We start from the raw sequence: 11,966 nt of genomic DNA on the forward strand, positions 1-11,966 counted from the left end.
GGGTAGCGTAGGCTCCAGGTTGCGTCGATTGGTGCGTCGATTACGGAGGCAGCATGGACCTGACCGCCGCCTACGAGCGGTGCCGCGCGCTGCACCGCCAGCACGGCCGGACCTACTACCTGGCAACCAGGCTGCTGCCCGCCTGGAAGCGCCGGCACGTGCACGCGCTCTACGGGTTCACCCGCTACGCCGACGAGATCGTCGACCGCACCGGGGCGCTGACCCCGCGGGAACGCGCGAGCGAGCTCGAGGCGTGGGCGGACCGGTTCGTGCTCGGGCTCTCCGGCGCGCCGACCGACGACCCGCTGCTGCCCGCGGTCCTGCACACCATCCAGGTGTTCGACATCGACCTGGAGGACTTCCGCAAGTTCCTCGACAGCATGGCGATGGACCTCACCGTCACCGACTATGAAACCTACGCCGACCTGCTCGACTACATGGAGGGCTCGGCCGCGGTGATCGGCACGATGATGCTGCCGATCCTCGAGTCGTCCGACCGGGCCGCCGCGCGCGAGCCGGCCCGCCAGCTCGGTCTCGCCTTCCAGCTCACGAACTTCATCCGGGACGTGGCCGAGGACCTGGAGCGGGGCCGGATCTATCTGCCGGCCGAGGACCTGCGCCGGTTCGGCGTCACCCGCGAGGACCTCGAGCACGCCGCCCGCGAGCGGCACAGCAGTCAGAAGATCAAGAGCCTCATGGTGTACGAGGTGCAGCGCGCACGGGCGCATTACCAGGCCGCCGCGGTCGGGATCCCAATGCTCGCGCCGAGTTCGCAGGCCTGCATGCGGGCCGCGTTCCGGCTCTACGGCGGCATCCTCGACGAGGTCGAGGCGCAGGACCACGACGTGTTCGTCCGCCGTGCGACGGTGCCGAAGGCGCGCCGCATCCTCGTCGCCCTGCGCTGCCTGCTGACCCGTCCCGGCGCGCCGGTGCCGATCCCGGGCACCCCGTCGGACGTGTTCGACGGGCTGCCCGCCGTCCCGCCCTTCACCGTGCCGCACCCCCGCGAGCCCGCCGCCGACCGGCACCTCCCGCCGGTGCTGGACCTGCGCGGCAGCGCGGCATGAAGGTCGCCGTCGTCCTGTTCACCCGCGACCTGCGGGTGCACGACAATCCCGCGCTGTCGACGGCCACCCGGGCCGCCGAGCGGGTCGTCCCGCTGTTCGTGCACGACCCGGCGCTGCCCGCCGGCGACAACCGGCGCCGGTTCCTCGAGGAGTGCCTCACCGACCTGAAGGCGTCGCTGCGGCAGCGCGGCGCCGACCTGGTCGAGCTGCGCGGCGACCCGGCCGCCGAGGCGGTGCGGGTGGCGAAGGCCGTCGGCGCGGAGGGCATCGGCGTCGCGGCCGACGTCAGTGGCTACGCCCGCGACCGGGAGCGCCGCCTGGAGCGGGCCTGCGCCGGCGAGCGCATCGCGCTCAAGACGTTTCCCGGGGTCACGGTCGTGCCGCCCGGCGCGGTCCGGCCCGGGAGCGGCGGCGGCGAGCACTACAAGGTCTTCACTCCCTACTGGCGGGCCTGGCAGGCGCAGCGGTGGCGGGACGTCGAGGGCGCGCCGCGCAAGCTGCAGCTGCCCGACGACCTGCCGGCGTCCTGGTGCAAGGACCGGCCCGCTTCGACCGGCGGCGAGTCCGCGGCCCGGAAACGGCTCACCGCGTGGCTGCCGCGGCTGGAGGGCTACGAGGACAACCACGACGCGATGGCGGCCGACAAGACGTCCCGGCTGAGCCCGTATCTGCACTTCGGTTGCCTGTCGCCGCGGGAGGTCGCGGCCAGGGTCGAGGGCCGCCCCGGCGCCGAGCCGTTCGTGCGGCAGCTGTGCTGGCGCGACTTCTACCACCAGGTCCTGTTCGCGTTCCCCGACCTGCGGCGCAAGGCATACCGTGCGTCGGCGGAGGAGCACTGGCGGGACGAGTCCGACGCGCTGCAGGCGTGGCGCGAGGGCCACACGGGCGTCCCGATCGTCGACGCCGGCATGCGGCAGCTGCTCGCCGAGGGCTGGATGCACAACCGGGCCCGGCTGATCACCGCCTCCTACCTGACCAAGCACCTGAACGTCGACTGGCGGGCCGGCGGCGACCACTTCTTCGACCTGCTGCTCGACGGGGACGTCGCCAACAACTACGGCAACTGGCAGTGGGTGGCCGGCACGGGCAACGACACCAAGCCGTATCGCCGCTTCAACCCGATCCGGCAGGCCCACCGGTTCGACCCGGTGGGCGACTACGTGCGCCGTTACGTGCCGGAGCTGGCCGGCATCGAGGGCAAGGCCGTGCACGAGCCGTGGAACCTGCCGGAGCCGCCGCCCGGATACCCGGCGCCGCTCAAGTTTTAGACGCTGGTGAGAGCGACCCGGAACGCCGTGGTCAGTGCCTCGTCGAGGTGGTCGAGGAGGTCCTGCGGATCGGCGTAGACGGCCGCGGCGCCGTGGTCGAGAAGCTCGGCCGCGCACAGCCCGCCGCTGGTGAGGCCGATGCACGGGATCGACAGGGCACCCGCGGCCTGGACGTCCCAGACCGAGTCGCCGACGAACACGACCTCCTCGGCGTCCAGCTTCGACCGGCGCAGCGCCACCTCCACGATGTCCGGCGCCGGCTTGCTCTCCCCGGCATCGTCGGCGCTGGTCACGGTGTCGATGACCGGGTCGGCGTCCAGACAGCGCAGCAGCGCGCCGAGCTCGGGCTTCGACGCCGACGTGGCGAGCACGTTGCGCAGCCCGCGGTCCGCGCAGGTCTCCAGCAGCCGCTGCGCCCCAGGGAGCCGACGCAGCGAGGTCCAGCTGGTCGCGTACAGGCTGGCGTGCGCCGCCCGGAGCGCGTCGTCGCCGCCGGTGTCGTGCTGCTCCCCGAGGAGATGGTCCAGGATCTTGTCCGACCCTATGCCGATCGCCCGGTGGATCCGGGCCGCCGGCACGTCGTGGCCGTACTGTCGAAACGCCTGCCACCAGGCCGTCGTATGCAGATAGACACTGTCGATGAGGGTCCCGTCGACATCAAAGAGCACACCGGTCACTGGTTTGGTCATGCGTCCGTTGTACCCACCCACGGGGGGTTTCACTGGAAATATGACCGAGCCACAGGTGCGGGTAGCGGAGCCGTTCCCCGGCTTTGACGTCGACGACCTCGGCGACTTCGCGGTGGAGCACTGCAGTGTCACGCTGGCCGATCAGCTGGCCGGCGGGCCGGAGCATGCCACCGAGCCGGACAGCCCGAAGGGATTGGCCGGCATGGACGATTGAGTTTGCTGATGGATGGGCATCCATCAGCGCATGGTCCGTGATGCCCTCGGCGACGTTGTCCGCTTCGTGCCGTCACTGCTGCTGTTCCTCGTCATCCTGCTGGTCGGCTGGGGCCTCGCGGTCCTGCTGCGGGCGGGGGTCCGCAAGGTGCTGGCCAGGGTCGGCTTCGACCGGCTGGTCGAACGCGGCGGGGTCGGCCGGGCGCTGTCGCGGACGAGCGTCGACGCCGGCGACCTGATCGCCAAACTGGTCTACTTCGCGATCCTGCTCTTCACCCTGCAGATCGCGTTCGGCGTGTGGGGGCCGAACCCGGTCTCCGACCTCATCGACACCGTGGTCTCCTGGCTGCCGAAGGCGGCCGTCGCCATCGTCATCGTGGTTGTCGCCGCGGCCCTCGCGAACGGGCTGCGCGAGCTGGTGACCGGTGCGCTCGGTGGCCTGTCGTACGGGCGGCTCCTGGCCAACCTCGGGTACTGCTTCGTGCTCGGCCTGGGCGTCATCGCGGCGCTGAACCAGATCGGCATCGCCACCTCGGTGACCACGCCGGTGCTGATCGCGGTGCTCGCCACGATCGCCGGCATCCTCGTCGTCGGGGTCGGTGGCGGCCTGGTCCGCCCGATGCAGCAGCGGTGGGAGGGCTGGCTGACCCGGGTCGAGCAGGAGGCGCCGGCGGTGTCGGAGCGCGTCCGGGTCGCCGCGCAGACCCGCCGCGAGGAGGCCGAGGCCCGCCGTGCCGCCGAAGCTGAGGCCGCCCGCCAAGCCGAGGCCGCCCGCCAGGCTGAGGCCGCGGAGGCGGCACGCCAGGCCGAGGCCGCTGAGGCGGCACGCCAGGCCGAGGCCGCTGAGGCGGCACGCCAGGCCGAGGCCGCTGAGGCGGCGCGGCAGGCTGCGGCGACCAGGGCCACCGAATCCGCCGTCGACGCGCCGACGATGATCGTCCCCACCGTGCCCCCGACCGTGCCGCCCGTTACTCCGGGTGGTCAGATCCAGGTCCCCACCCAGCGGCCGGTCCCCCCGCCGCCGAAGGATTCCGACCAGACCGTGGTCATCAACCCGCCACGCGACGACGCCTGACCCGCCCACCAGCGACAAACCCGCCCGAGAGGGCGGGTTTTGTCGTTTCCCGCGGAATCAACGCAAAACACCGTTCGCGCCTAATTCGTCCTACTCGGGATCAGTAGGACATTGCAATTTGTTGATATGCGCCCGCGGCTGCCCCGTTGAACCCTCGACATTGCCCTACAACCCCTGTTCGGCGCTTTTCCGCGGAGTGATTGCCTCTGTTCCGCGGTCTCGAAAACTGGCATGTTGTGACGGGCGTATATCGAGCATTCGAGATATGCGGCGACGGCGTGCGCGTAGACCGAGGGTGGGCACGCCCGAGCAAATGCACGGGGGGATCAACGGGGGAGCACGGAAGAAACCCTTCGGACACCAGCCCGTCCATGAGAGGGGGCATGATGAGCCGACGGACATGGGTGCGCGCCGCAATGGCGTCCGCACTCGTTCCGCCACTGCTCGTAATGGTCTCGGCCAGCCCGAGCCAGGCAGCACCGGTGCAGAACGGCAGTTTGACGCCGGTGCCGGGAGCTTCGCTGGCAAAGCAGGTCGAGGCCGCCAAGTCGCCGACGAGCCGCATGGCAAAGACCGACCCATCCCTGCTCAACCGCACCGACAGCACCCGGCTGTCGATTGCCGTCAAGCTGGACTACGACTCGACCGCGACATACTCCGGCGGCATTGCCGGATATGAGGCGACGAGCCCGTCCGTCACTGGTAAGGCGCTTTCCGGAAGTACCGCGGAACAGCGTTACGAAAGCCGCATCAAGGCAATCGAGGACAAATTCCTCGGACAACTGCAGAAGCAGGTCCCGGACGCCAAGATCGGCCAGAAGTTGCGGACGGTCTACGGCGGCATCGCCCTGACCGTGCCGGCGAACAAGATCGGTTCGATTCTCGGGATCGACAATGTCGTGGCGGTCCAGTCCGACGCGGCGCGTGCGCCGCAGACCGACTCCAGCACCAGCTTCATCGGGGCGGACCAGGTCTACCCGTCGCTCGGCGGCAAGCCGAACGCGGGTAAGGGCGTCATCTTCGGCTCGCTCGACAGTGGGGTGTGGCCGGAGCACCCGTCGTTTGCGGACAACGGCAACCTCGGCGCCCCGCCCGCGAAGGCAGACGGGACCCCGCGCGCCTGCGACTTCGGGGACAACCCGCTGACCCCGGCCGCCGACCCGTTCGTGTGCCAGAACAAGCTCATCGGTGGCAAGGGCTTCCTGGACACGTACAACGCCAACCAGCCGGTGGAGCTGTTCGGGTACACCGCCCGCGACTCCGACGGTCACGGCACCCACACCGCGTCGACCGCCGCCGGTAACCCGGTCGCCTCGGCGAACGTCCTCGGCGTCGAGCGGGGGCCGATCAACGGCGTCGCGCCCGGTGCCTGGGTCTCGGTGTACAAGGTCTGTGGCGCGACCGGTTGCTACAGCACCGACTCGGCCGCCGCGGTCGCCCAGGCGATCAAGGACGGCGTCAAGGTCATCAACTTCTCGATCTCGGGTGGCGCGAGCCCGTACACCGATGTCGTGGAGCTGGCGTTCTTCGACGCCTACAAGGCCGGCGTCTTCGTGGCCGCCTCCGCCGGTAACTCCGGTCCGGGCGCGTCCACGTCCGACCACCTGTCGGGCTGGGTCACCACCGTCGCCGCGTCGACCCAGAAGCGCTCCTTCGAGTCGACCCTGACCGTCAGCTCCACCGACGGCACCCAGACGGTCTTGAAGGGCATCTCGATCACGCAGGGCATCAGCACGCCGACCAACGTCGTGCTGGCGTCGGCACCGCCGTACAACAGCCCGACCTGCGAGGTTCCGGCCCCGCCCGGGATCTTCGTCGGCAAGATCGTGGCGTGCCAGCGCAGCCCGGGCCGCATCATGAAGGGCTTCAACGTCCAGCAGGGCGGCGCGGCCGGCATGATCCTCTACAACAACCCGGCGGCTGACGCGCTGAGCGACAACCACTGGCTGCCGACGGTGCACCTGGCCGACGGCACGGCGTTCCTGAACTACGTCGCGGCCCACCCGGGCATCAAGGCGTCGTTCACCCAGGGCGAGAAGGTCATCGGCACCGGTGACGTGATGACGAGCTTCTCGTCGCGCGGCCCCGGCGGCCAGTTCATCAAGCCCGACATCACCGCGCCCGGTGCGCAGATCCTGGCCGGCCAGACGCCGGTCCTGGACGACGCCGCCGGCGGCCCGCCCGGCCAGTACTTCATGGCCATCGCCGGCACCTCGATGTCGTCGCCGCACATCGCCGGCTCCGCCATCCTGGAGAAGGCGGCCCACCCGGACTTCACCCCGGGTCAGATCAAGTCCTCGCTGATGACCACCGCGACCACCAATGTGAAGAAGGAGAACGGGACGACTCCGGCCGACCCGTTCGATCTCGGCGCCGGTCGCGTCCAGGTCAACCTCGCCGCCAACCCCGGTCTCACCTTCGACGAGACGGCCGACCGGTTGTTCGCGCTGGGCAACGACCCGGTCAACGCGGTGCAGATCAACCTGCCGTCGGTGAACGCCCCGATCATGCCGGGCAAGCTCACCGCGGTGCGCACGGCGAAGAACGTCACCAACAAGACGCAGACCTACCGCGTCGAGACGACGTCGCCGGCCGGCTCCTCCATCACGGTCTCGCCGGCTGTCTTCACCGTCGCACCGGGCAAGACCGCGACCATCAACATCACCATCAAGTCCAACGCGCCCAAGGCGCAGTACTTCGGTGAGGTCCGGCTGAAGCCGGTCAGCTCGAGCGTGCCGGCGCTGCACCTGCCGGTCGCGTTCATCCCGCAGCAGGGCAACGTCACGGTGACCCAGGCGTGCAGCCCGGCGTCGCTGACGCTGCTGCAGAACAGCACCTGCACGGTCACGGCCACCAACCAGACCTTCAACGACACCACGGCGGACTTCACCACCACGTCCACGCTCAACCTGCCGATCGTCGGCGCGAGCGGTGCCACGGTGGTCCACCCGTTCAAGGCGGAGAAGAAGAACGCGCCGCTCGCCGGCGCGGTGGCGGGCACACCGTCGATCGCCCCGGGCACCATCGCCGGGTACATCCCGCTCGACCTGTTCGGGGGCACTTTGGTGACCCCGATCGGCGACGAGAACCTGACGACGTTCAACGTGCCACCGTTCAAGTACAACGGCGTCGAGTACAGCTCGCTCACCGTCGACTCCAACGGATACCTGTATCCGGGCAGCGATGACAGCACCGAGAACAACAACTGCTGTGACATCAGCCCGATCCCGAATCCCGCGAAGCCGAACAACGTGCTCGCCCCGTTCTGGACCGACCTCGACGGCACCGGCGCGACTGGTCTGCTGATCAACGTGCTCACCGACGGCGTCGGCACCTGGACCGTGGTCGAGTGGCGGGTGAACGACTTCGGCACCACCAACACCCGCAGGTTCCAGGTCTGGCTGGGCTCGGGTGGCCCGCAGGACATCGCGTTCTCGTATGACTTCGGGACCGTCTCGAGCCTGCCTGCCGGGCAGAACCTCGTGGTCGGCGCCGAGAACGAGGCCGGCACCGGCGGTCAGGGCCTGCCCCTGAACACGCTGCCCACCACGGACCTCTACGTCACCAGCACCGACCCGGTGCCCGGTGCGTCGACGTCCTACACCGTGACGGTGAAGGGTCTGCTCCCAGGCACGGGCAGGGTGACCACCTCCGTGGTCACCGCGGCCGTCCCGGGCACGACCATCGTCAACACCGACATCGGTGTGACGCTGAAGCTCAACCGCATCGGCACGTAGCACCTTGCTGAACCCGGCGGCCGGTCCCGATCCACGGGGCCGGCCGCTGTTACTTCCGCGGCGGCTTCGCCGGAAAAGCAGTGGGGGGTTCCCACCCCACACCCCCCATGCGACGCACTCAGGCCTACTCGTTGACGGATGTTGCACGGTGTGTGCAGGATCAGGTCATGCGGACGTTTGCGAGTGCGGGTGAGCTGCTGGCGGCAGTCGGTGAGGTCCTGGGCCACAGCGGCTGGCGGGAGATCACCCAGGAGCAGGTCAACCAGTTCGCCGAGGCCACCGGCGACCACCAGTGGATTCACGTCGACCCGGAGAAGGCCGCCGCCGGACCGTTCGGCACCACCATCGCCCACGGCTTCCTGACGCTGTCGTTGCTGCCGGTGCTGGCCGCCGAGGTGTACCGGGTCGAAGGCGTCCGGATGGGCATCAACTACGGCCTGGACAAGGTGCGGTTCCCCGCCACGCTGCCGGTCGGCTCGAAGGTGCGCGCCACGGTGCAGCTCCTGGTCGCCGACGACCTCGGCGAGGGCTGGCTGCAGCTGAAGAACAAGGTGACGATCGAGCGCGAGGGCCACGAGAAGCCGGTCTGCGTCGCGGAGTCCCTCACCCGTCTGCTGATCTAGCTTTCCCATGATCCGGTAGACCTCGTGCAGTCATAGGTGCACAAGGTCTACCGGATCAACGTCAGCCCGGGAGGGCGACGTCAGCCCGGGAGGGCTACCAGGGCGGACAGGGCGGCTCTGTGGGATGCGGCGGAGCCGAAGGTCACGGCGTTGGAGCGGGCGCGCTTCAGGTACAGGTGCGCCGGGTGCTCCCAGGTGAAGCCGATCCCGCCGTGCAGCTGCACGCACTCCTCGGCGGCCTTGACCGCCACCGGGGAGCAGAACGCCTGGGCAAGGGCCGCCGCGACCGGCAGGTCCGGGTCCCCGGTCGCGAGGCAGTCCGCCGCGTAGCGGGCCACCGCACGGGCCTCGGTGACGCTGACCCAGAGGTCCGCGAGCCGGTGCTTGATCGCCTGGTACGACCCCACCTGCCGGGCGAACTGCCGCCGCGTCTTCACGTATGCGACGGTCGTCGTCAGGCACCACTCGGCGACGCCGAGCTGCTCCGAGGCGAGCAGCGCCGCCCCGGCCCGCAACGCCCGCTCCACCGGCCCGGCGGCGTCGGCGCTGATCAGCCGGCCGGGCGCGCCGCGCAGCGTGACGTCGGTGAGCGGGCGGGTCAGGTCGAAGCTGACGACCGGGGTCCGTTCCGCGTCGGCCGCCTCGACCGCGAAGAGCCCGGCCGCGGTCGGCACCAGCAGCACCTCCGCGACCCCCGCGTCGACAACGCTGGTCACGGTCCCGTCCAGCCGGTCGCCCTCGGCGGTGACCGTCCAGGTCTTCAGCGCGCCGGCGGACAGCGGCACGGCCAGGGTCGCGGTGCGGCTGCCCGCGGCGACCGCGTCGAGCAGCGGGTCGCCGGTGCCGAGCAGCGCGGCGACGGCGAGCACCGAGTTGCCCAGGAACGGCACCGGCGCGACCGTGCGGCCCAGCTCCTCCAGCACCACCGCGGTCTCCCGCCACGACGCGCCGGCCCCACCGCCGGCCTCGGGGACCGGCAGGCCGGCGACGCCGAGATCCACCGCCAGGGCCCGCCACAACTTCAGGTCGACGGGCTCCGGCGACTCGATCCGGGCCAGCACGGCCTCGAACCCGGCGCGGTCGGTCAGCAGGGAGCGCACGCTGGCGCGCAGCTCCTCCTCGACGTCGCTGTACAGCAGGTCGGTCATGCGTCCTCACTTCGTTCCGGGCGCCTGACCTGACACTGGGCTTCTGATGACCGGCCCGAGGCGCTTCGCTGGCCGGTCATGCGTCCTCACTTCGTTCCGGGCGCCTGACCCAACACTGGGCCCCTGATGACCGGCCCGAGGCGCTTCGCTGGCCGGTCATTTGGGCAGGTCCTTCCACGCGACGTCCTTGTCCAGCCGGTGCTCCGGCGGCAGTCCCAGGACCCGTTCGGCGACGATGTTGCGCAGGATCTCCGAGGTGCCGCCCTCGATCGAGTTGCCCTTCGCCCGGAGGTACCGGTACCCGGCCGTCCGTCCGGCGAAGTCCACCACCGTCGGCCGCCGCATGGTCCACTCGTCGTGCCGCAGCCCCTCCTCGCCGAGCAGGTCCAGCTCCAGCGCGGAGATCTCCTGGTTGAGCCGGGCGAAGAGCAGCTTCGCCGCGGAGCCCTCCGGCCCGGGCTGGCCGACCGTCAACTGCTGGCGCAGCCGCGTCCCGGTGAGCCGGGCCGCCTCCGCCTCGACCCACAGCCGCAGCAGCGCGTCGTGCAGTGCCGGGGTGCGCAGCTCGGGGCGCTTGCGCCACACGTCGGTCACGACCCCGATGACGCCACCCTCGCGAGGCGCCGCGCCGCCGCCGATCGCGACCCGCTCGTTCATCAGCGTGGTCTGCGCGACCGCCCAGCCCTCGCCGACCGCGCCGAGCCGGTCGGTGTCGGGGATGCGGACCCCGGTCAGGAACACCTCGTTGAACTCCGCCTCACCGGTGGCCTGGCGCAGCGGCCGCACCTCGACCCCGGGCGCGGTCATGTCGAGCACGAAGTACGTGATGCCCTGGTGCTTCGGCACGGCCGGGTCGGTGCGGGCGATGAGGATCGCCCAGCGCGCCTCGTGCGCCATCGACGTCCACACCTTCTGCCCGTCGACGATCCAGCCGTCCCCGTCCTTGTCACTGACGCGGACCGCGCGGGTCGCCAGGCCGGCCAGGTCGGAGCCGGCGCCGGGCTCGCTGAAGAGCTGGCACCACACCTCCTCGCCGGTCCACAGCGGGCGCAGCCAGCGGCGCCGCTGCTCGTCGGTGCCGTGCCGCAGGATGGTGGGCGCCGCCATGCCGAGCCCGATGCCGATGCGGCGCGGGTTGTTGTCGGGGGCGCCCGCCGCGGCGAACGCCTCGTCGACCGCCGACTGCTCCTCGCGGGGCAGGCCGAGGCCGCCGAGCCCTTCCGGGAACTGCACCCAGGCCAGCCCGGCGTCGAAGCGGGCCCGCAGGAAGTCCAGCGGGGCGAGCGCGTGCGGGTCGTGCGCGGCCAGGAAGTCCCTCGTGAGTCCTGCTGAGGTCATGATCGCCCTTTCAGTTGAGCGGGCCGCCGGCCACGTAGATGACCTGACCGGAGACGAACCCCGCGCCCTCGCTGGCGAGGAACGAGATGGTGTGGGCGACGTCGGCGGGGACACCGACCCGGCGGACCGGGATGCGCTCGGCGGCGGCCGTCTGGAACGCCTCGAAGTCGACCTTCATCCGGGTGGCGGTCGCGGCGGTCATGTCGGTGGCGATGAACCCGGGCGCCACGGCGTTGACGGTGACGCCGAACGGGCCGAGCTCGATCGCCAGCGTCTTGGTGAAGCCCTGCAGTCCGGCCTTGGCCGCGGAGTAGTTGGCCTGCCCCCGGTTGCCGAGCGCGGAGGACGAGGAGAGGTTGACGATCCGCCCGAACTTCGCCGCCGTCATGTGCACCTGTGCCGCCCGGCTCATCAGGAACGCGCCGCGCAGGTGCACGCCCAGGACCGTGTCCCAGTCGTCGTCGCTCATCTTGAACAGGAGGTTGTCCCGCAGCACACCGGCGTTGTTGACCAGCACCACCGGCGGGCCGAGCTCGTCGGCGACCCGGGTCACGGCGGCGGTCACCGCACCGGAGTCGGCAACGTCCGCGCCGACGGCGAGCGCGGAGCCGCCGGCCGCCCGGATCTGTTCGACGGTGTCCTTGCAGGCGCCCTCATCCAGGTCGAGCACCGCGACGGCGAGCCCGTCGGCAGCCAGGCGGAGGGCGGTCGCGGCGCCGATGCCGCGGGCCGCGCCGGTCACGATCGCCACGCGGGCCTGTGTCTCAGTCATGCCTCCGATCCTCACCCCTGAGACACGGTCCTGAAA

Annotated in this window: 9 protein-coding genes and 1 pseudogene; 6 read left to right on the forward strand and 4 right to left on the reverse strand. The window is 70.8% G+C overall.

Going from position 1 to position 11,966, the window contains the following annotated elements; genetic code table 11:
• Positions 1-53 precede the first annotated feature (53 nt).
• Both ACFPIJ_RS12945 and ACFPIJ_RS12950 read left to right on the forward strand, forming a co-directional pair.
• Positions 54-944: pseudogene (locus tag ACFPIJ_RS12945) on the forward strand (phytoene/squalene synthase family protein); the annotation flags it as partial.
• A gap of 119 nt (positions 945-1,063) precedes the next feature.
• Positions 1,064-2,335 carry a cryptochrome/photolyase family protein gene (locus ACFPIJ_RS12950; protein WP_380114983.1) on the forward strand — a complete coding sequence of 424 codons (1,272 nt, stop codon included), beginning with the start codon at positions 1,064-1,066 and terminating at the stop codon, positions 2,333-2,335.
• On the opposite strand, the gene ACFPIJ_RS12955 is transcribed toward ACFPIJ_RS12950, so the two are convergent.
• Positions 2,332-3,024 (reverse strand): HAD family hydrolase, encoded by a 693-nt coding sequence (locus ACFPIJ_RS12955; RefSeq protein ID WP_380114984.1) that lies wholly within the window; start codon positions 3,022-3,024, stop codon positions 2,332-2,334. The genes ACFPIJ_RS12950 and ACFPIJ_RS12955 overlap by 4 nt on opposite strands.
• A 40-nt stretch (positions 3,025-3,064) precedes the next feature.
• On the opposite strand from ACFPIJ_RS12955, the gene ACFPIJ_RS12960 reads away from it, so the two are divergent.
• From ACFPIJ_RS12960 to ACFPIJ_RS12975, 4 genes are all read left to right on the forward strand, one after another.
• A complete protein-coding gene (locus tag ACFPIJ_RS12960) occupies positions 3,065-3,238 on the forward strand; it encodes a hypothetical protein (RefSeq protein ID WP_380114985.1) in 174 nt (57 codons plus the stop codon).
• Between the two features lie 30 nt (positions 3,239-3,268).
• Positions 3,269-4,312: a mechanosensitive ion channel family protein gene (locus tag ACFPIJ_RS12965; RefSeq protein ID WP_380114986.1), complete on the forward strand. Its 1,044-nt coding sequence runs from the start codon at positions 3,269-3,271 to the stop codon at positions 4,310-4,312.
• A gap of 278 nt (positions 4,313-4,590) precedes the next feature.
• Complete coding sequence (locus ACFPIJ_RS12970) at positions 4,591-8,049, forward strand: S8 family serine peptidase (protein ID WP_380114987.1); 3,459 nt, start codon at positions 4,591-4,593, stop codon at positions 8,047-8,049.
• Between the two features lie 167 nt (positions 8,050-8,216).
• Positions 8,217-8,672, forward strand: coding sequence for a MaoC family dehydratase (locus ACFPIJ_RS12975; RefSeq protein WP_380114988.1), 456 nt, complete (start codon positions 8,217-8,219; stop codon positions 8,670-8,672).
• 80 nt (positions 8,673-8,752) lie between these two features.
• Here ACFPIJ_RS12975 and ACFPIJ_RS12980 read toward each other — a convergent pair whose 3' ends face one another.
• From ACFPIJ_RS12980 to fabG, 3 genes are all read right to left on the reverse strand, one after another.
• Positions 8,753-9,820, reverse strand: a complete 1,068-nt coding sequence (locus tag ACFPIJ_RS12980) for an acyl-CoA dehydrogenase family protein (protein ID WP_380114990.1) — start codon at positions 9,818-9,820, stop codon at positions 8,753-8,755.
• Between the two features lie 156 nt (positions 9,821-9,976).
• Positions 9,977-11,158, reverse strand: a complete 1,182-nt coding sequence (locus tag ACFPIJ_RS12985; RefSeq protein ID WP_380114991.1) for an acyl-CoA dehydrogenase family protein — start codon at positions 11,156-11,158, stop codon at positions 9,977-9,979.
• Positions 11,159-11,168: 10 nt separating this feature from the next.
• Positions 11,169-11,930, reverse strand: a complete 762-nt coding sequence (gene fabG, locus ACFPIJ_RS12990) for a 3-oxoacyl-ACP reductase FabG (RefSeq protein WP_203848355.1) — start codon at positions 11,928-11,930, stop codon at positions 11,169-11,171.
• Between the last annotated feature and the right edge of the window lie 36 nt (positions 11,931-11,966).

It is taken from the genome of Dactylosporangium cerinum (genome assembly GCF_042653625.1).
GTDB classification, from domain to species: Bacteria; Actinomycetota; Actinomycetes; order Mycobacteriales; family Micromonosporaceae; genus Dactylosporangium; species Dactylosporangium cerinum.